At 68.0% G+C, this 18,480-nt stretch carries 18 protein-coding genes and 1 tRNA gene; 7 read left to right on the top strand and 12 right to left on the bottom strand.

What is annotated here, in order from left to right; translation table 11 throughout:
* Positions 1-6: 6 nt before the first annotated feature.
* From GV007_RS14780 to GV007_RS14770, 3 genes are read right to left on the bottom strand one after another with little or no spacing between them, the layout of a single operon-like run.
* On the bottom strand, positions 7-939 hold the full coding sequence (locus GV007_RS14780; RefSeq protein ID WP_160073728.1) for a hydroxymethylglutaryl-CoA lyase: 933 nt from the start codon (positions 937-939) through the stop codon (positions 7-9).
* Positions 936-2,186 carry a CaiB/BaiF CoA transferase family protein gene (locus GV007_RS14775; protein ID WP_160073726.1) on the bottom strand — a complete coding sequence of 417 codons (1,251 nt, stop codon included), beginning with the start codon at positions 2,184-2,186 and terminating at the stop codon, positions 936-938. Before GV007_RS14775 ends, GV007_RS14780 begins: the two co-directional genes overlap by 4 nt.
* 41 nt (positions 2,187-2,227) lie before the next feature.
* Positions 2,228-3,670 carry a GntP family permease gene (locus GV007_RS14770; RefSeq protein ID WP_160073724.1) on the bottom strand — a complete coding sequence of 481 codons (1,443 nt, stop codon included), beginning with the start codon at positions 3,668-3,670 and terminating at the stop codon, positions 2,228-2,230.
* Between the two features lie 130 nt (positions 3,671-3,800).
* On the opposite strand from GV007_RS14770, the gene GV007_RS14765 reads away from it, so the two are divergent.
* On the top strand, positions 3,801-4,742 hold the full coding sequence (locus GV007_RS14765; protein ID WP_236558522.1) for a 2-hydroxyacid dehydrogenase: 942 nt from the start codon (positions 3,801-3,803) through the stop codon (positions 4,740-4,742).
* 45 nt (positions 4,743-4,787) lie between these two features.
* Here GV007_RS14765 and GV007_RS14760 read toward each other — a convergent pair whose 3' ends face one another.
* Both GV007_RS14760 and GV007_RS14755 read right to left on the bottom strand, forming a co-directional pair.
* Positions 4,788-6,467 (bottom strand): DUF7059 domain-containing protein, encoded by a 1,680-nt coding sequence (locus GV007_RS14760; protein ID WP_160073722.1) that lies wholly within the window; start codon positions 6,465-6,467, stop codon positions 4,788-4,790.
* A 3-nt stretch (positions 6,468-6,470) separates the two neighbouring features.
* The gene (locus GV007_RS14755; RefSeq protein WP_236558521.1) at positions 6,471-7,574 is read right to left on the bottom strand and encodes an LLM class flavin-dependent oxidoreductase; all 1,104 of its coding nucleotides are present in this window, start codon (positions 7,572-7,574) and stop codon (positions 6,471-6,473) included.
* 191 nt (positions 7,575-7,765) lie between these two features.
* On the opposite strand from GV007_RS14755, the gene GV007_RS14750 reads away from it, so the two are divergent.
* Genes GV007_RS14750 through GV007_RS14740 form a run of 3 tightly spaced genes read left to right on the top strand, consistent with a single transcriptional unit; the run spans position 7,766 to position 10,938 of the window.
* Positions 7,766-8,848, top strand: coding sequence for a trypsin-like serine peptidase (locus GV007_RS14750; protein ID WP_160073720.1), 1,083 nt, complete (start codon positions 7,766-7,768; stop codon positions 8,846-8,848).
* Positions 8,848-9,753, top strand: coding sequence for a hypothetical protein (locus GV007_RS14745; RefSeq protein WP_160073718.1), 906 nt, complete (start codon positions 8,848-8,850; stop codon positions 9,751-9,753). Before GV007_RS14750 ends, GV007_RS14745 begins: the two co-directional genes overlap by 1 nt.
* Positions 9,754-9,801: 48 nt before the next feature.
* The gene (locus tag GV007_RS14740) at positions 9,802-10,938 is read left to right on the top strand and encodes a DUF4333 domain-containing protein (RefSeq protein WP_160073716.1); all 1,137 of its coding nucleotides are present in this window, start codon (positions 9,802-9,804) and stop codon (positions 10,936-10,938) included.
* Between the two features lie 80 nt (positions 10,939-11,018).
* On the opposite strand, the gene GV007_RS14735 is transcribed toward GV007_RS14740, so the two are convergent.
* From GV007_RS14735 to dcd, 3 genes are all read right to left on the bottom strand, one after another.
* Positions 11,019-11,567 carry an NUDIX hydrolase gene (locus GV007_RS14735; RefSeq protein WP_160073714.1) on the bottom strand — a complete coding sequence of 183 codons (549 nt, stop codon included), beginning with the start codon at positions 11,565-11,567 and terminating at the stop codon, positions 11,019-11,021.
* A gap of 5 nt (positions 11,568-11,572) precedes the next feature.
* Positions 11,573-12,697, bottom strand: a complete 1,125-nt coding sequence (locus GV007_RS14730) for a VIT1/CCC1 transporter family protein (protein WP_160073712.1) — start codon at positions 12,695-12,697, stop codon at positions 11,573-11,575.
* A gap of 156 nt (positions 12,698-12,853) precedes the next feature.
* Positions 12,854-13,459, bottom strand: a complete 606-nt coding sequence (dcd, locus tag GV007_RS14725) for a dCTP deaminase (protein ID WP_104330022.1) — start codon at positions 13,457-13,459, stop codon at positions 12,854-12,856.
* Between the two features lie 47 nt (positions 13,460-13,506).
* On the opposite strand from dcd, the gene GV007_RS19105 reads away from it, so the two are divergent.
* Positions 13,507-13,680 (top strand): hypothetical protein, encoded by a 174-nt coding sequence (locus tag GV007_RS19105; protein ID WP_181058052.1) that lies wholly within the window; start codon positions 13,507-13,509, stop codon positions 13,678-13,680.
* A 68-nt stretch (positions 13,681-13,748) separates the two neighbouring features.
* On the opposite strand, the gene GV007_RS14720 is transcribed toward GV007_RS19105, so the two are convergent.
* A complete protein-coding gene (locus tag GV007_RS14720) occupies positions 13,749-14,444 on the bottom strand; it encodes a hypothetical protein (protein WP_160073710.1) in 696 nt (231 codons plus the stop codon).
* Between the two features lie 214 nt (positions 14,445-14,658).
* On the opposite strand from GV007_RS14720, the gene GV007_RS14715 reads away from it, so the two are divergent.
* A tRNA-Gly gene (locus tag GV007_RS14715) sits at positions 14,659-14,732 on the top strand.
* A 56-nt stretch (positions 14,733-14,788) separates the two neighbouring features.
* Here the strand turns inward: GV007_RS14715 and GV007_RS14710 are convergent.
* From GV007_RS14710 to cls, 3 genes are all read right to left on the bottom strand, one after another.
* Positions 14,789-15,025, bottom strand: coding sequence for a DUF3072 domain-containing protein (locus GV007_RS14710; protein ID WP_160073708.1), 237 nt, complete (start codon positions 15,023-15,025; stop codon positions 14,789-14,791).
* A gap of 98 nt (positions 15,026-15,123) precedes the next feature.
* Positions 15,124-16,095: a VOC family protein gene (locus GV007_RS14705; protein WP_236558520.1), complete on the bottom strand. Its 972-nt coding sequence runs from the start codon at positions 16,093-16,095 to the stop codon at positions 15,124-15,126.
* A gap of 71 nt (positions 16,096-16,166) precedes the next feature.
* Positions 16,167-17,645, bottom strand: coding sequence for a cardiolipin synthase (gene cls / locus GV007_RS14700; protein WP_160073706.1), 1,479 nt, complete (start codon positions 17,643-17,645; stop codon positions 16,167-16,169).
* Positions 17,646-17,774: 129 nt separating this feature from the next.
* On the opposite strand from cls, the gene GV007_RS14695 reads away from it, so the two are divergent.
* Positions 17,775-18,383: a TetR/AcrR family transcriptional regulator gene (locus GV007_RS14695; protein ID WP_236558518.1), complete on the top strand. Its 609-nt coding sequence runs from the start codon at positions 17,775-17,777 to the stop codon at positions 18,381-18,383.
* The last annotated feature ends 97 nt before the right edge of the window (positions 18,384-18,480 follow it).

Below are 18,480 nucleotides of genomic sequence, written 5' to 3'. Positions count from 1 at the left end.
CGCGGCCTACGCCGGCACGACCCATTCGAACGCGGGGGCCTTGGAGCGAGCGCCCTGGCGGGCCTTCGATCGGTTCGGCTCTTCGAGGTCGACGAGTAGCGTCTCCGATTCGCGGACGATCTGGGCGAACGCCGCCGGAGTGAGCCACTCGGGGCGCATCGCGAAGAGCAGGTCCTCCGTGGCCGTGTTGCCGCTGGCCCCCGGAGCGAACGGGCATCCGCCGAGCCCGCCGAGCGCGCCGTCGACGACGCTCGCGCCCGCGAGGACCGCCGCGATCGAGTTCGTGACGCCCGCACCCCACGTGTCGTGGCCGTGGAACACGATCTCCCGCTTCGGCGTCTCGGCGACGACCCTGGAGATGAGCGAGGACACCTGTCCAGGGTGCGCTTGGCCCAGGGTGTCGCAGATGACGATGTCCTCAGCACCCTCGGCCCTTGGGTCGTTGGCGATCCGGATCACCCGGTCTGGGTCGACCTGCCCGTTGAAGGGGCACGTGAAGGAGGTCGCGAGGCACAGCTGGATGCGCCCGCCGGCCTGACGGGTCAGGGCGACGGCGTCCGGCATGGCCGCGAGGCTCGTATCGGTGGTGCGGCCGATGTTCGCCTGATTGTGGGCGTCGGAGACCGAGAGGCAGTACTGGAAGTTCTTCGCCCCCGCGGCCGCGGCCTTCTCGATGTGCCGCGGGGTCGCGACCCACACCCAGCTGTGCTCGAGCTCCTCGGGGGTGAGCGCCTCGATGACCTCGAGCGTGTTGGCCATGGGCGGGACGAGGTCGCCGCGCGCCATCGAGCCGATCTCGAGCTCTGGCACCCCGGCTGCCAAGAGCTCGCGGGCGAGCTCGACCTTGCGCTGGGTCGACAGCAGCTTGCCGGTGAGCTGCAGGCCGTCGCGCAGGGTGACGTCGCGCAGACGCGCGGAGGTGATCGGGTTCTGGCTCATCGTGCGTCCACCTTGCTGTTGTCGTCGGTCTGCGTCTGCCCGCCGCGGCCCGCGTAGGCCGCGAGCACCGCCTCGGTGTCCTGGCCGAGTCCGGGGGCGAGTGTGCGAATCGGCAGGGAGGTGCCGCCGAGGACCGGGACGATGCCCGGGAAGCCGACACCCTCGACGGTCGTGTCTCCGTCGGTCACGTCGAACTTCTGGATCATGTCGCGGGCCGCGTACTGCGGGCTCGCACTGATGTCCTCGGCAGTGTAGATCGGGCCAGAGGGCACGCCGGCGTCGTCGAGGATGTCGAGCACCTCCTCGGCGGGGAGCGTCGCCGTCCACGCGCCGATCGCGGCATCGAGCTCATCGCGCCGGTCCCAGCGGAGATTGTTGGTCGCGAGGCCCGGGTCGCGGGCGAGGTCGTCTCTCCCGATGATGCCCATGAAGCGCACGAAGATCGCGTCGGCGTTGCCCGCGATCACGACGCTCTTCGCATCCCCGCACGCGTACGCGTTGGTGGGCGCGATGCCCTCCATGCGCCCGCCGACCCGCTCGCGCACCACCCCGTGCGCCTGGTAGTCGGGGATGAGCGACTCCATCATGGAGAACATGGCCTCGTTGAGGGCGACGTCGATGACCCGCTCCTCGAGCGGCGCGGGCCCGAGGCCGGCGCCACGGCGCTGCTCTCGCTGGAACATCGCCATCATGACGCCGTAGGCGGCGTAGACGCCCGCGATGGAGTCGCCGATCGAGACGCCGACGCGGACCGGGGCGCGGTCCGGGTCGCCGACGAGGTTCCTGAACCCGCCCATGGCTTCCGCGACGGCGGCGAACCCTGGCCTGCTCGAGAGCGGCCCTGTCTGCCCGAAGGCGGAGATACGGCCGATGACGATTCCCGGGTTGATCTCGTTGAGCACGTCCGGCCCGATACCCCACCGCTCGATGGTGCCCGGACGGAAGTTCTCGAGGACCACGTCGCAGTCGGCGGCAAGCGCGCGCACCGCATCCCGCCCCTCCTCGGTCCGGAGATCAAGGGTGATCGACTTCTTGTTGCGGTTGATGGTGTGGAACAGCATCGACGTCGTCGCACCGGGATGCAGGCGCCACGACCGCAGCTCGTCTCCCGTTCCGGGCCGCTCGACCTTGATGACCTCGGCGCCGAAGTCGGCGAGCATCCGCCCTGCCGTCGGGGCTGCGATGAAGTTCCCGAGCTCGAGCACGCGGACTCCCGCGAGCGGGGCGATCTTGGCGTTGGTGTGCATGTCGGTCCTTTCCGGACGGGTGATCGGTCGGGGCGTGCGGGTCAGATGAAGATGCTGAGGACAAGGGTCACGAGCAACGCGACCACCGAGGCGACGGACACACCGACGGTGCATGTCTTGAGCGTGCCCCGTGTCGTCTGTCCGAGCAACGATTGCAGAAGCCAGAAGGTGTTGCTGGTGACGTGCACCGCGAAGAGCGAGCCGGCTCCCGCCGCGAGGGCGATGAGGATCGGGTCGAGGCCGATGACGGATGCGATGGGCGCGAGGATGCCTGCGGCGGTGATCGCCGAGATCGTAACCGACCCGACGGCGATGTGCAGCACGGCCGCGATGGCCCAGACGATGAGGAGCGGCGCGAAGCTGTTTGCGCTGAATGCCTGCCCGAGGATGTCGCCGAGGCCGGTCGCCGCGACGGTCGCCGCGAGCGAGCCGCCCACACCGGTGAGGATGAGGATCTGGCCGCTTTCGCGGAAGCCCGCGACAACCGACTTCTCAACCGCCTTGCCGCCGACCGTGACCCTGCCGATGATGCTCGTGCCGAGGACGGCGAGGAGCAGCGCGAAGACGGGGTCGGTCACGAGGACAAGCGCGTCGATCTCGACGCCGACGATCTGCAGGATCGCGCCCGTCGCGATGAGGCCGAGGCAGAGCAGGAGCGGCGCGAAGAGCAGGATGAGCTTCGGTTCGGAGGTCGTGGTGCGCTCAGCGACGGCGACGCCGCGGGGGACGCCGCCGATCTTGCTGAGTCGGTCGCCGACTGGGATGCTCTCGGTCTTGAGAGGCGCGAGCTGAGCTTCCGGCTCGTCGCTGGCGTCCGCGTGCTCTCCTTCGAGGGGCTGCGTCTCGTCCAGCTTCTGGTTCCAGAAGCCGACGCGGAACAGCAGCGTCATGATGAAGATGGAGATGACGATCGTCGGCACGATGACGATGAGGCCGAAGAGCAGCATCTGGCCGAGCGGGACGCCGAGGACGCCCGCCAGCGCGAGGGCTGCCACGCCCGGCACCATGAAGACGATGCCGCACTCGAGGCTGATGGCGAGGGCAGTCGCGATGCGCGGCGTGCCGTGCTTGCCGATGAGCGGCGCCATCTTGCGTGCGAGGGGTGCCGAGATGACGAGCAGCACGTCGAGGAAGATCGACTGGAGCACGGTGCCGATCGTGAGGCCCATCGCGTACGGCAGCCCTCTCGGCCCGAAGACGCGCAGCAGGTGCGACACGAGTCGCTGGATGGCGTTCATCTCGCTGAGCATGGAGCCGAGGAGCACGCCGAAGGTGATGAGCAGGCCGACCTCGGCCATGATCTCCCCGAAGCCGCCAGTGATCGTGCCGATGGTCTCGGTTGGCGGATGCCCCGTGGCGAGTCCCAGGTAGAGGGAGCCGATGACGAGGGCGACAGCGGGGTTCAGTCGGAAGCGAGTGATGAGCACGACGACGCCGAGGATGGCGATCGCCGTGTGGATGATCGTGATGATCTCTGACGTCATTGTCGTCCAATCGAGGTGGGGTCTCGCGCGGTCTCAGCCTTGCCGGGTAGGAACAAGAGTTGCTTGGCCTGGAACCGCGTCTGGCTTACATTATGTGCATGAACTCATTATGTAAGCAAGAGCCCATATCGTGACCCGCAGCAAGCGACTCCTCGTCTCGGTGCCCACCCCCTCCCTCGCGGCCTCGATCACGCAGCTCGAGGTCGCCGCCAGCCTCGAGTGCATCACCTGGGATCTGACGACGCCGTCACCCGCCCCGCACATCGACCTCGTCGTGCTTCCCTACCAGCAGGAGCCGCGCCTCGCCGCGAGCCTCGGGCGCACGACGACGCGACTCGTCCAGGCCCAGACGATCGGGTACGAGGACGTGCTCGCCCACCTGCCCGCTGGCCACACGGTTGCCAACGCGCGCTCCGTGCATGAGACCTCGACGGCCGAGCTCGCACTCGGGCTCACGCTCGCGTCGCTCCGGCGCATCCCCGAATACACGACGGCGGCGCAGCGGCACGCGTGGCACCAGCAACCCGGCCAGAGCCTCGCCGACCGCACGGTGGCCATCGTCGGATACGGCGGCGTCGGCAAGGCCATCGAGCATCGACTGAGCGGCTTCGAGGCGAACGTGCTCCGATTCGCGCGCTCCGCCCGCGGAGCCGAGGGCGGGCCCGACCATGTGCAGCCAATCTCGAGCCTCAAGGCGCTGCTCGCCGAGATCGACGTCGTGATCCTCACGGTGCCACTCACCGAGGAGACCAGGCACCTCGTCGATGCGAGCTTCCTCGCCGCGATGCGACAGGGGTCGCTCCTCGTGAACGTCGCGCGCGGACCGGTCGTCGACACGGAGGCGCTCGTCGCCGCGCTCGAGGCCGGCCGCATCCGGGCCGCCCTCGACGTGACCGACCCCGAGCCGCTGCCGCTGGGGCACCGGCTCTGGGATCTCGACGGCGCACTCATCACCCCGCACGTCGGGGGCGCTTCCTCGGCGATGCATCCGCGCATGGTCGCGCTCATCGGCCGCCAGCTGCGTGCACTTCTGGCCGACGAGAAGCCGGGGAACGTCGTGGCGCATCCCTGACGGCGGGAAGCGGCCACGCTCGGCGTCGCCGGCCGGGCTGACCCTCTACCGCCAGCGCGGCTCGAGGAAGCCGAGCGCCACCAGCTCGCGCACATCGGGCACGAGGCTCGCGCGCAAGGCGTCTTCCTCGACCTCGACAAGCGATGCGATGGCGGTGACGATCTGTGAGCCGACGAGCTCCCCGTCGCACACCGACACGAAGCCGGTGAGTTCCGTCGACATCGACATGGTGCGGCGGAACCCCGCACCCTGGCGCAGCATGATGATGCTCGGGTCCTCGTCGCCTGGCCGCGAGTGGCGCTCCTCCGTGACGTCGCCGGCGACGACGAGGGGCTCGTCGAAGAGCTCGTCGTCGTCGACCCCGCGCAGCCAGGTGATGGCCTCGAAGCCGTCGCGGATGTGCGCGGCGAGCGGGTGTCCGAGCGCGTGCGTGAGGTGCTCGAAACGGCGCAGCGGACCACCGACGGCGCCCTCGTGGGTGCGACGGAGGAAGAACATGCCCATGCCGATGCGCTCGACGTCGCGGCTCGCGAAGTCCTGCAGGTAGCGGCGGAATGCGTGCTGCCAGCTCGAGAGCTCGGCGTTCTCAGCCGCGTCCTTCAGCCACATGTCGGCGTACTCGACCGGTGTCGCGTCCTCGCGCTGCACGACCCACAGGTCGACGTCGTTCGCGGGCCACGTCTCGAGGCGCGAGTGCCAGTTGGCGTCGCCTTCCCGCACCTCCCAGTTGCCGAGCATGCAGGCGACACCACCCGGGGCGAGCACCGTGCCGAGGTCGCGCACAAGCCCCTCGACGATGCTGTCGCCCGGCTTGCCACCGTCACGGTACGTGTACTGGTCGCTTCCCCCTTCACCCTCGCGCCGGGGCGTGATGACAAACGGCGGATTCGACACGAACAAGTCGAAGTGCTCGCCGGCGACGGGCTCGAGCATGTTGCCGAGGCGCAGGCTCACCCGGTCCTCGAGGCCACCGGGGGCGATACCGAGCGCCTCGGCGTTGAGCAGCAGGTTGAACTTCGCGAACGCGAGGGCGCGCTCCGAGATGTCGGTTGCGACGACGTGCCTGGTGTGGGCGAGCAGGTGCATGGTCTGCACGCCCATGCCGACGCCGAGGTCGAGCGCGCGGGCGACGGGTTCCCGCGGGGTGAGCTGCGCGAGCAGCGTCGTCGCCGGCCCGATGCCGACGACGTGGTCGCGGCGCAGCGGCTGATCTCGGCCGAGCTGCACGCCGCCGAGGTCTGAGGCGACCCACATCTCGACGCTGCCGTTGACGCCCTCGCTCGCGTACGGGCGCACGTCGACGAGTGCGGCCACGAGCTCGTCCACGAGCTCCTCGGCGCTGGCCTCCTCGCCCGATTCCGTGGCGCTCCGGCGCGGGACGCGAGCGACGAGACGAGCAGCGAGCAGCTCGTCGAGCGCCGGGACGTCGCTCGCCTCGACGGTCTCCGCGAGCACGAACAGACGGATGAGTGCGGAGAGCGCGTCGTCCGGCTCGCGCGAGAGTGCGAACGACGCAGGCTCGAGCAGGTCGCGGTGCAGCGCATCCGCAGCCTCGGCCCCCAGACGCGACTCGACGCCGTCGACGGTGAAGCCAGCGCCGGCGAACGTCACCGCGAGCGCGCGGAGCAGAACCTCGTCGGTGCTGTCGGGGGCGTCGCTCGGGTCGTCGAACGTGAAGTCGTCAGGAGTGGAGGCGGAAGAGGCATGGCGCGCGTGTGAAGTCACCCGTCAATTATGCGGATGTGCACCGACAGTCGCGCGCGGCTGCCAGGATGCGGGGTCGCGCAGCTCTGCGAGCGCCTCGATCGTGCGGATGCGCACCTCGACGTTGTGCGTCGTGGCGGCGAGGATGACCTCGTCGGCGCCCGTGCGCTCGATGAGGCGGTCGATGCCGTCGGCGACCATCTCGGGGGTTCCGATGAGCTGCGTGCCGGTCGTCGCGTCGTAGAGGGAGCGGTCCTGCATCCGGTTCGCGTACGCGGCCGCGCCCTCTGGGGAGAGGACCCTCGTGGGGCGCCCGAATCGGATCTGGTGCATGGCCGCCCTGCTGGGGAGCGCGAGGCGGGTGGCCTCGTCGACCGTCTCCGCGGCGATCGCGGAGACGGACACCATGAAGTGCGGTTCGGCGAGCACGGGCGACGGCACGAAGTGGTCGCGGTAGTGGTCGGCGGCGGCCTTGGGGTCTGCGTGCATCGCGAAGTGGTGCGCGAAGGTGTACGGCAGGCCGAAGGCGGCGGCCAGCTCGGCCCCGTAGAGGCTCGAGCCGAGCAACCAGATCTGGGGGTTCGTCGCCGCTCCTGGGCTGACGCGGAGGCGATTGAGCACCTCACGGTCGTGCTCCGCCCTCACGTCACCCAGGTAGCCCATGAGCTCGAGCACGTCGTTGGGGAACTCGTCGACGCGATCGCGGGAGAGGTCACGACGAAGGGCGGCGGCGGTGAACGGGTCGGTGCCGGGTGCTCGGCCCAGACCGAGATCGATGCGCCCGGGGTAGAGCGACTCGAGTGTCGCGAACTGCTCGGCGACGACGAAGGGGGCGTGGTTCGGCAGCATGACGCCACCCGAGCCGAGGCGGATGCGCTGCGTTCCCGCGCCGAGAGCCGCGAGCAGCACGGGCGGTGTCGTCGAGGCGACGAGCTCGGTGTTGTGGTGCTCAGCGACCCAGTAGCGGTGGTACCCGAGCTCGTCGGCTCGCCGCACCAGGCGGGCGGATGCGGCTACAGCGTCGGCACTGGACTGCCCTTCGGCGACGGGGATGAGGTCCAGCACGGAGAGCTTGGGCGTTCCTGGCATGGTCGGGGCAACGCGCGCCCCGGCTTCCCTATTCCTCACGGCGCACCCGGTCCTCCTCACGCTCCATCAGGCGCTCCTCACGCCCCACCAGGTGAAGGCGACGCATTCCCCGGGCAGCCCCGGGGAGAAGTCCCCACCACCGGGGTTTTCGGCAGGTTCGCGGCCTGAGTGTCGGTGGCTCTGCGTAGCATGACAACGAACGGCATACCCAGCGTGCCGAAGGAGACCCCATGACCCGACACCGTCGCCGACCACGGGCTCTGCTCGCGAGCATCGGCGCGCTCGCTGCGGTCACGTTGCTCGCGGGCTGCTCGGTGAGCGCGACGGCGACCCCCTCGGCCAACGGGTACGACGCCGTCGATGCGCCCATCGAGGGCGGCACGGTCAGCCTGCGCGATTCGTTCGAGTCCTCCGCGCAGGAATCGCACGACTTCTGGTCAGACCCCGACATGTTCAAAGACGCCGAGGGCTTCGACTACACGGCACCAGACAACGGCATCACGGTCGGCGTCGGCGACCCGGCGACCGGCGCGTTCGTGCCACCGACCACCCCGGTGCCCGCTGCCGAGTCGGCGAACGGCTACGGCGATGTCTCGGAGGCGGTGCCCTACGACCGCGCCGGACTCGGCGCGTCCACCTTCGGTCGCCTGTACATGTCGTTCGCGAGTGGTCTCGCGGTGTGCTCTGCGACGGTCGTGAACTCCGGTGAGCGCAACATCGTCGTCACGGCGGCGCACTGCCTCGTCGACTTCGAGAGCAACAAGGCCATCGCGAGCAACGTCGTCTTCATCCCGGGCGACCGCGGCGACGGGGCCGAGCAGCCTTACGGCCGCTGGGCGGCCACCGATTACAGCATCCCGCAGCACTTCCTCGACAACGCCAACTACGGCGATCAGGGCGTGTACGGGGAGGGATGGAACAACGACTTCGCGTTCCTCGTGATGGAGGAGAAAGACGGCGAGCGCATCCAGGACGTGACGGGCGGGCAGGGCATCGCCTTCGGAGTCCCTGCCAAGGCGATCACGCAGGTCGGCTACCCGAGCGCAAGCCCCTACGACGGCTCTGAGGAGTACATGTGCGCCTCCAGCCAGTGGCGGGAAGGCTCCGCGGGCGGGTACACCCATATGTGCAGCATGACGCCGGGAGGATCGGGTGGGGCCTGGCTCGTCTACTACGACACGGCGATCGGGGCCGGCTACGTCGCCGCAACCTCGTCCACGGTCCTCTCATCGGCGAACCCGCCGTTCCGGTGGGAGGGCTCGGTGCTCGGCCAGACCGCGCTCTCGCTGTACAACGAGCTCGGGGGGTCCTGATGCGCAGCCAACGCCTCATCGCAGGCGCGACCGCACTGTTCGTCGGACTCGCGCTCTCCGGATGCGCGACGACAACCCCGACAGCGGTCGCGAACCACGAGGCGAAGCTCGAGTACCACGCCGACACCGGCGCGGAGCTGCTCGGCGATTCCCTCGTGGAGGGCCTCGCCAAGGTCGAGAACTTCTCCGCCACCGCCTACACGCACGGCAAGGCCTCGACCGGGGCGACGCTCAGCACACAGCACGAGACGAGCGTGGTCGGCGCGTCCTACGTCACGAAGGAATCGACCGCCGAGCCGGGAACCTCCATCGACGAGGTCCACATCGCGGGCAGCGGCTACACCTACTACCTCTTCGGCAGCGCCTACACGACGGTCGTCTCGACCCCGTGGGCGCGCCTGCCGATGGGCGACCTCGACCGCGCGAACGACCCGCAGCGCACGTGCATCCTCGGCACCGTCATCTACATGTGCAATCTCGTCAAGGCATGGCAGCTGTCGAAGGAGAGCAACGGCGAGGAGCTTCCCGAGAAGCTCGAGGTCTCGGCCGATGGCAGCAAGCACTTCACGTCGGCGGTCACGTTCGACTCGCTCGAGGAGGCCGGGCTGTACACACTGGGCGATGATCTCCGCTCGCAGCTCAGCGACGACGAGCTCGGCACGCTGCTGCCCCTGCACGTGTGGGTCGGCACGGATGGCATCGTGCAGAAGATCGAGGTGAACGGCACGATGGATGCTGCATCGCTCGACGTCGAGGTGCAGTTCGGATTCGAGATCACGGGCACGCCCTCTGCGGACGATCTGCCGGACGACCCAGCGTCGCTCGCGCCCCAGTACGTGACCAACGTGACCGCAGATCAGGCGAGCGCGTTCTGGGATGCGATCGGGAACGCGAGAACCGGCTAGCCCGGGCCCGCTCATGCGCTTCGCAGCAATCAAGCTGGAGGAACCACGATGACCTTTCCACCGCAGGGCGGCCCGCAGAGGCCGCGCGACCCGAACGATCCACGCGACCCGCAGCAGGGGCAGCAGGGGCAGCAGGCCAGGCCACCGCACGGGCCTGGACAGGGGTCGGGGTCAGGGTCAGGGTCGGGGTCAGGGTCAGGGTCAGGGTCAGGGTCAGGGTCAGGGTCAGGGTCAGGGTCAGGGCCAGAACAGCACTACGCCCAGAACCAGAACCAGCAGTACGGTCACGGCCAGAACCAGAACCAGAACCAGAACCAGAACCAGGGCCAGGGCCAGGGCCAGGGCCAGCAGTATGCGCAGGCCCATAGCCAGCAGGGCCAGGCGCAGGGGCAGCAGGGACAAGGCCAGCAGGGTCAGCAGGGTCAGGGGCAGCAGGGTCAGGGTCAGCAGCAGCCAGCACCGCACCAGCAGCCTTTCCAGTACGGACAGCCGTATCCCCAGCCCGGAGACCCGGCCGCTTCGGCGACGCCGGGCGCGAGCAACGCCGGCCAGGCCGCCCAGAACAGCCAGTTCGGTTCGACGACAGAAGCGAGGTCAACCCCCAGCGCGTACGGTCCCAGTCCTCAAGCTGCGTCCGCGTCCGCTTACGGGCTTGGACCGAGCTCCGGGTACGGCTCCGGCTATGCGGCCGCGAACGCCGCCTACGGCGTCCCGAGCGCCACCTACGGCGTGCCAGCCCCCGCATCCTCGACACAGCAGGGCTTCGGCTACCAGCAGCCGCCGCTTGGCTACCCAGGCTCAGGCGCCCACGGGCCCGGCGTCCAAGGCCAGCAGTACGGGCCGGGGCCGGGTCTCGCACCGGCCGGCAAGCCGAAACGCAACTCTCGTCTGCTCCTGATCCTCGCGATTCCCGCGGCGGCGCTCGTCGCTGGTCTCGGCGGCTACTTCATCGGGCAGAGCAACGGCAGCGTACTCGCGGCGGAGCCGCTGCAGGCTGAGGTCACGCGCGTGCTGCAAGACGACTTCGGTCTCGTCGAAGTGACCGAAGTCGTCTGCCCAGAGCAGGTCAAGGCCGATCAAGGTGCCGAGTTCCAGTGCACGTTCACGTACGCAGAGCAGGAGCAGTCCGTGACCGTCACGGTGTCGTCAGCCGACGGGCAGGTTGTCGTCGGCGCACCGGAGTAGACCGGCAGCGCCACACTATACGCCCCGCACTCACACCTGCACCGGCACCGGCACCGGCATTGGCACCGGCACCGGCAGGTCTACCGAGACCCTTCGGGTCCGACGATCGGCAGCGGCACCCCGTCGACGAGCAGCTCGCACTCGGGCCGATCCGCGACGGCGACGGCGACACGGGAGGCGAGGTGCTCAGGCATCTCGGGCAGAGCATCCACCGGGAACCAGGCGACGTCCACCGACTCGTCGTCACCGACCGCCGCCTCCCCGGACACCCAGGAGCAGCGGAACACGAGGTCGCAGTACTGGGCGCGGTCGCCCGTCGCGTGCACGATCTTCGGCGAGACGCTGAGCCGCACGAGGCGCTCGACGCGGACTTCGACCATCGCCTCTTCGAGGCTCTCCCGCACGGCGGCCGTCGCCGGATGCTCGCCAGGGTCGACGATGCCCGTCACTGGGCTCCACACCCCATTGTCGGAACGCCGCACGAGCAGCACCTCCTCACCGCTGGCAGCGGGCACACCAGCAGGTGCTGTCGCAGGGCGGATGATGACGGCAGTCGAACCAGCGAGCCAGAGCGGATGCTCCGGCCCGATCTTGGCGCGCAGCTCGGAGACGAACTCAGGAATGGGCATGGGCCCTATCCAACCGCAACTCCGAAGACGAGGCCGAGCACGTACGTCACGGCTGCGGCCCCGAAGCCGATGAGCAGCTGGCGTCCGGCGCGACGCCACGGCGGACCACCCGACAGCACGCCGACGATGGCGCCCGTCGCGAGAAGCGCGACACCGACGACCGCCGCTGACACCGCAACGGCGGCGATCCCGCTCATACCGAAGATGTAGGGAAGCACCGGGAGGAGCGCGCCACCTGCGAAGAAGCAGAAGCTGGACAGGGCCGCAGTCCACGCGGTACCGAGCTCCTCGTGCTCCTCCTCTGCGGACTGCAGCGAGATGGGGCCGGACTCCGGATCGGCGCCCTGCAGCGCGAACACGCGGTGCGCGTAGCTGCGAGCCTCGTCCTCGCCCATGCCTCGGGCACGGTAGACGAGCTCCAGTTCGTTCGCGTTCACGTCGAGCCGCTGGATGGTCTGGGGAGTGTCCGGGCTTGGCGTCGACGCCTCCAGGAGTTCACGCTGCGACCGGACGGACACGTACTCTCCCGCCGCCATAGACAACGCACCGGCGAGGAGCCCGGAGAGGCCCGTCGCCAGGATGATCACCGTGGGTGCGCCGGTCGCGCCGATGCCAAGCACGAGGGCGAGGTTCGAGACGAGCCCATCGTTGGCACCGAACACCGCCGCCCGGAAGCCGCCAGACATGCGGGACCGGCTGCGCATGGCCAGGCCCCGCACGACCTCCTCGTGGATGCGTTCGTCCGCTGCCATCTCGGGGGTCGCATCCGCCTCGCGCTCGTACGGCGAACGAGACTCTGCTCGCTGGATGAGCGCCAGCACGAAGAGGGAGCCGAAGCGCCGCGCGAACCAGCCGAAGAGGCGCGTGCCGAGTTGCGCGCGCACCCCGCCATCACCGGCTGGGCCGAGGAGACTCAGCCAGTGCTCCTCATGCCGCACCTCGGCACTCGCGAGACCCAGCAGGATCTCCCGCTCCTCACCCTCGCGCTTCGCCGCGAGGTCTCGGTACACGGACCCTTCGGCGCGCTCATCGGCGAGGTACCGGCGCCAACGGCGAATATCGGCAGCGCTCGGCTCGCGAGTGAGATCCCCGGTTCCAGGCCCGCGCTGCGGGGGTGGTGTCTGTGGCATGGGCCATGCATCCTTCGTGGGGACACCTCGAGCCCGAATGGAGCACGGGCATCGTTGACAACGTTGCCCCAACGCTACGTGCGCATGCCCCGGTTTCCGCAACCTCGCACAGAAGTTCGGCGCACCGGAGCGGCGCGGCTCGCCGCACCTCTCGAGTTACTCGCCCGGCGCGCCCGCCTCGGTGACCGACACGTCGGCGCGGGTGAAGTTCATGAACGACCTCGAAGCGGTCGGGCCGCGCTGCCCGAGGTAGCGGGAGCTGTAGATCGCGGAGCCGTATGGGTGCTCCGCGGCGCTCGAGAGCTGGAAGAAGCAGAGCTGGCCGATCTTCATGCCGGGCCAGAGCTTGATGGGAAGCGTCGCGACGTTCGACAGCTCCAGCGTCACGTGCCCCGTGAAGCCGGGGTCGATGAATCCCGCCGTCGAGTGCGTGAGCAGTCCGAGCCTGCCGAGAGAGCTCTTGCCTTCGAGCCGGGCCGCGACGTCGTCGCCGAGGGTGACGCGTTCGAACGTGGAGGCGAGCACGAACTCGCCTGGGTGCAGCACGAACGGCTCGTCTGGTTTCGACGTGACCAGCCTCGTCAGCTCCGGCTGCTCCTCAGCCGGGTCGATGAACGGGTACCTGTGGTTGTCGAACAGCCGGAAGTACCTGTCGAGGCGCACGTCGATGCTCGAGGGCTGTACCAGCCCCGGCTCGTACGGCTCGAGGCCGATACGGCCCGCTTCGACGCCCTGCTTGATGTCGCGATCGCTGAGAAGCACGTCGTCAGCCTAGTTGGTCGACGGATGCGCGAGGCTAGGCTGACGACGTGAGCAGAAACGTGTGGACCGTCATCGGCGTCATCGTGGCCGTCGTGATCGCCTGGTGGCTCGTCGACGTTCTCTTCCACTTGGCCTGGATGGTGGCGCGACTGAGCATCGTCGCCGTTGTCGCCGTCATCGTGTTCTTCGTCATCCGCGCGCTCGTCGCCAAACGCGACTGAACCCGACCGGCGCACCACCGGTCGGGTTCAGAGGTGCAGTTCGGACGCGCACCCTCAGGAGTGCGGCTTCACGCTGGTGTGGCGTCCGACTCGAGCTCCTCATCGGGTGCGGTGAACGCGCGCCGGTTACGAGGAGTGTTCGGCGTACTCGGTGGGGTGTTGCCGTTGAGCGGCGTGTACACATTCGTGCCGTACTTCCGCCGGAACGCGAGCTCCACGCCGTCAACCGTCACGTACCTGTCGACGTAGAGCGACGGTTCAGTGCCGTCAACGCGGACGTCGCCCGTGAAGACCATGTCGCTGACGAGGTTCGTGACGCCCTCCGTCGGCACGATGGTGCTCAGGTAGGTCATCTCGTAGCTCTCGTGCCTGCCCTCAGGGAAGTCGTGTGTGCCGATCTGGTTGAGATCGCTCCAGGCCGATGAAGTGCTCGGCGACCACGAGCTCGGTACGGGAAGGTAGTGCAGGATGATTCGCGTATCCGTGATGACGGATCTCCTCGTCGTGTTCGTCACCCAGAGCCCGTAGCTTCCGTATTGGTGAGTCTCGCCAGGGCGTCCCTCAACGCGGTAGGCACCCGTGCTGTCGCCCGGCATCTTGAAGAGGATCCAACCGTTCAGGCCCGCGGGTTGAGCCGGAACACCTGAGCTCGCCCGGGCAGGCGCGGAGACCGCGACGGCAATGGTCGGCAGCGCCCACGCCACCACGGATGCGACCGCTCGTCGACTCGGTTCTTGTTTCTCGGCGCGCAGAATATCGCTCATGTGTCCCCCCGGAGTTAGTGAACAGTGAACCGACATTCCCCCATGCCTGGCCTCACTGCAGCGTGACGCCCACGATGACAGACCACCGATTGGACCGCAACATTCTGGGGAGTTGGACGGGCACCTCAGCCGGGCCCTCACGACCGCGCCGCCACCACCCCCAGGCGGCTTCGTTGTACGATGGTTGAGTTCATCGCCCCGGGGTGCTGAATGCGCGGATGTAGTTCAATGGCAGAACTTCAGCTTCCCAAGCTGATAGCGCGGGTTCGATTCCCGTCATCCGCTCCAAAAAAGGCCAGGCCGGTCGCTGAACGCGACCGGCCTGGCCTCCTCTCTTGCCGCGGTCAGCTCTCGCCGCAACCCGTCTTCTGCTGGAGGCGGTCGATGTGCTCTGACGCCTCGGCCTTCGTGATGTCTGCCGGGATCTCTTCGCCAGCCTCTCGTGCAAGCGTGTCGAGGTAGCTGCGCTGCGCGCCGGTCATCGGCTCGTCGCCCGTGACCCAGTTCGACGGGCCCTTCTCCGTGCCGTTCTCATCGGGCTCGGTTGCTCCGAGCATTTCGCCTTCGTGTGTCTCTGCCATACCGGCGACAGTAGGCGGCTCGCCTGGCTGGCGACCCGACGGTTCCTGGGAAGATGTGTTCGAACCCGAGCGCCTCCGACGCCGCACGGTGGTAGGTGTCAGAAGTCGGCGATGACCAGCTTCTTCATCTGCATCATGTGCTCGTAGCCATCCGGTCTCGCCATGAGCTCGCCCATGTTCGTCGGCACGATCTGCCAGCTCACTCCGAACCTGTCCGCCAGCCAGCCGCACTGCTCGGCTTCCGGGACGGCGCTCATCGCGTTCCAGTAGTGGTCGATCTCCGCCTGGTCGACACAGTCGACCTCAAGTGAGACGCCGCAGTCGAAGCCGAATTCCCGGCCGGCCCCGTTGTCCATGGCGACGAACCACTGGCCTGCGAGCTGGAAGTCGGCGTACATGATGGCGCCCGCCGGAGCGGGACCCGACGGCGCCGGATACTCGGCGACCGTGCCGATGCGCGCATCGGGGAACAGGGAGACGTAGAAGTCGATGGCCTCGCGCGCCCTGTTCTGCGCCGCTGCGCCGAAGAGCAGACTCGGCACGATGAACGGGCGGGCCTCGTCGGCCGTGCTCAGCCCGTCGGGATCGACGAACATGAGCTGCCAGCTCACGCCGTAGCGGTCCTCGACCCAGCCGTAATGCGGGCTGAACGGATACTCCTGCAGCGGCATGAGCACCTTCCCGCCATCGCTGAGCGAAGTCCAGAGCTTGTCGAGGCTCGCTCGCACCGACGTCGTGTCGCCGCCAAGCACGCGCGAGTCGAAGTTGAGCATGAACGAGACCGACGGGTTCGGCCTGAACTGGTCGCCCGCGTTGATGAGCGTGAACCGGTACTCGTCGATCTCCACGCCCACGACGAGCGGCAAGCCCGCGAAGTCCTTCTGGAAGTCGAGGAGATCGGTCTCGGGGTATCGGGCTTCCACTGACGTCGTCGTCTTGGGGAAACTGGAAGCGTAGAACTCGCCCGCTTCTTCGGCATTCTTGTTGAACCAGAGGTTCGGGATGATCTTCTGCATGACTCGCTGCTCCTGCACGCGTCGGTCGATCTGAGCCCAGTCGGGCTCACGCACAAAATTACTCCCGACTCCCGATATCGGCGGCGAGCCCCCTGCTCCAGTGGGAGCAAACGCCCAGGGTTCGGCTACTGCAGACCCGCGGTGAGTCTCGCGAGGTTGTCCAGGACGGTCGAGCGCAGCGGCTGCTTCCGCCACTCGAACATCGTCAGCTCTCGCGAGTGCTCGCGGTAGTCCTGCTGCACCTCTCGCAGGTCCTCAACGAAGTCCGCGCTGCGCACCATGAGCGACACTTCGAAGTTCAGCGAGAAGGAGCGCATGTCCATGTTGGACGACCCGATGACGGCGACCTCGTCGTCGATCGTGAAGTGCTTGGCGTGCAGGATGGTGGGCGACTTGTACATCCAGATGCGAACACCCGCGAGCAGCAGGGCCTCGTAGTAGGAGCGCTGCGCGTGATAGACCATGGCCTGGTCGCCGATCTCCGAGACGAACAGCTCGACCACCACCCCGCGTGCCGTTGCGGTCGTGATGGCGTACAGCATCGACTCGTCCGGCACGAAGTACGGGCTCGTGATGATGATCGACTTCTGGGCGACGTAGAGGAGGTTGAGGAAGAGGCGGAGGTTGTTCTCGCTGGGGTACCCGGGGCCGCTCGGCACGATCTGGCAGTCCATCCGCGCTTCCTGCGGCATCGTCTCGACGTCCGTGAGGTCTTCGGGGATGATCGTTCCCGACTCCGAGTACCAGTCGGTGATGAAGACGGCACTGACGGCGTGCACTGCCGGCCCTTCAAGGCGCACCATCAGGTCGTGCCAGTGGAGGCCGCGGCGGATGTTGCCGCGCTTGTTGTACGTCGAGTCGACGACATTCTGCGAGCCGAGGTAGGCGGAGTTGCCGTCGACAATGAGGAGCTTGCGGTGGTTTCGCAGGTCTGGCCGCTGGTACTCGCCGCGCCAGGGGCGGACGGGGAGCATGTAGTGCCACTCGGCGCCGGCCCGCTCGAGAGCCTTGAGCCGCGACAGCGTGTGCTTGCGGTAGCCCGGCACGCGGATGGAGGCGATGTGGTCGAGCAGGATGCGAACACTCACGCCCCGTGCGACCGCCCGGTCGAGGGCATCGAAGATCGGCAGAGTGGTGTGATCGCAGGCGAGGATGTAGAACTCGACGTGCACCCACTTCTCTGCCGCATCGATCTCGGCGGCCATCGCGACGATGGTTTCCTCATAGTCACCCTGCAGGACGACCTCGTTGTCGCTGATGAGGGGGATGGCCGTGTACGTGCGGTTGAGGGCGACGACGGAGTCGAACCAGGCCGGGTCGCTGTGCCTGGTCGGCTCGACCTCGACGCTCCCGACGGCCATGTTGATGAAGGTCGTGACCTCTTGCTGACGCTCCATGCGCTTCGCGGGAAGGCGGAAGCTGCCGAGGAGGAGGAAGGCGATGACGCCGACGTACGGGATGAGGAAGATGGCCATGAGCCAGGCGATGCCGACGCTCGGCTTCCGATTCCGGGGCACGACGATGATCGCGATGACTCGGATGATCAGGTCGATGATCGCGAAGATCAAGCCAGCGCTGATCGTGATGTGCGGGATCTCGGTCATCGGGTCTCCTCGGGGTACTAGGGGACAGCGTAGGCCAAGGGATGCGCGCGGGCGGGAAGTGCATCCACGCTCAGAACTTGTTGCACTTTCCTCAATTAGTGCAATACTGCACTAGTGATGGATAGTGCAATGAACCTGCGGGCTCGCAAGATGGCGCAGACAAGCCGCGACATCTCGTCGATGGCCCGACGCCGCGCCCTCGACGTCGGCCTTCCCGGCTTCACGATCGAGGAGCTCTGCGAGCAGGTCGGCGTCTCCCGAAGGACGTTCTTCAACTACTTCGCATCGAAGGAAGACGCTGTTCTCGGCATCTCGGCCCGACGAGACACGACCCACCTCGACGAGCGTTTCGTGGCGGGGGGCGCCCCGGAAAGCGAGCAGCTGAGCCCGGACCTCCTCGAAGCGCTGACACACCTCGCACTCGAGCGGTGGCGCGAGTCCGACCCGGAGCCGAACTCGGGAGACATCCGCGAAGTCATGGCCGTCATCGACCAGGAGCCGAAGCTCTTCAAGCGGGTGCTCGAGCACATGTCGAGCGACGAGAAGCGGGACGTCACCCTCGTCGAGCGTCGAGAAGGGCTCCCAGCCGGGGACCTTCGCGCCGCCGCCGCCGTGCAGCTCCTCATGTCCATCATGCGGGCGAGCGCCTTCGAGTTCTTCACGACGGACAACACCGACGACATGGAGACGGTCGTCTTCCGACGAGTCGCCGCCATGCGCGCCGTGCTGCAGCACTGAGGGCGGCGCCGCCCCCTCTTCCTGTCAGACCTCTTCTCCTCTTCCTCTCCTCCCCCTCCTCTCCCTCCCTCCCTCTCCTTCCGCACCGCACTCCTCG

Source organism: Pseudoclavibacter sp. 8L (genome assembly GCF_902506465.1).
GTDB lineage: Bacteria > Actinomycetota > Actinomycetes > Actinomycetales > Microbacteriaceae > Pseudoclavibacter.
Note: the sequence above shows the minus strand (reverse complement) of the source record. Positions and strands in the feature narration are given on the sequence as shown.

What these genes read in the sequence shown, in the direction of transcription:
- GV007_RS14695 (WP_236558518.1), top strand. Translation starts at nt 17,775, where the DNA reads ATGAACCTGCGGGCTCGCAAGATGGCGCAGACAAGCCGCGACATCTCG.
- GV007_RS14780 (WP_160073728.1), bottom strand. Translation starts at nt 939, where the DNA reads ATGAGCCAGAACCCGATCACCTCCGCGCGTCTGCGCGACGTCACCCTG.
- GV007_RS14770 (WP_160073724.1), bottom strand. Translation starts at nt 3,670, where the DNA reads ATGACGTCAGAGATCATCACGATCATCCACACGGCGATCGCCATCCTC.
- GV007_RS14740 (WP_160073716.1), top strand. Translation starts at nt 9,802, where the DNA reads ATGACCTTTCCACCGCAGGGCGGCCCGCAGAGGCCGCGCGACCCGAAC.
- cls (WP_160073706.1), bottom strand. Translation starts at nt 17,645, where the DNA reads ATGACCGAGATCCCGCACATCACGATCAGCGCTGGCTTGATCTTCGCG.
- GV007_RS14720 (WP_160073710.1), bottom strand. Translation starts at nt 14,444, where the DNA reads ATGAGCGATATTCTGCGCGCCGAGAAACAAGAACCGAGTCGACGAGCG.
- GV007_RS14735 (WP_160073714.1), bottom strand. Translation starts at nt 11,567, where the DNA reads ATGCCCATTCCTGAGTTCGTCTCCGAGCTGCGCGCCAAGATCGGGCCG.
- GV007_RS14745 (WP_160073718.1), top strand. Translation starts at nt 8,848, where the DNA reads ATGCGCAGCCAACGCCTCATCGCAGGCGCGACCGCACTGTTCGTCGGA.
- GV007_RS14775 (WP_160073726.1), bottom strand. Translation starts at nt 2,186, where the DNA reads ATGCACACCAACGCCAAGATCGCCCCGCTCGCGGGAGTCCGCGTGCTC.
- GV007_RS14730 (WP_160073712.1), bottom strand. Translation starts at nt 12,697, where the DNA reads ATGCCACAGACACCACCCCCGCAGCGCGGGCCTGGAACCGGGGATCTC.
- GV007_RS14710 (WP_160073708.1), bottom strand. Translation starts at nt 15,025, where the DNA reads ATGGCAGAGACACACGAAGGCGAAATGCTCGGAGCAACCGAGCCCGAT.
- GV007_RS14750 (WP_160073720.1), top strand. Translation starts at nt 7,766, where the DNA reads ATGACCCGACACCGTCGCCGACCACGGGCTCTGCTCGCGAGCATCGGC.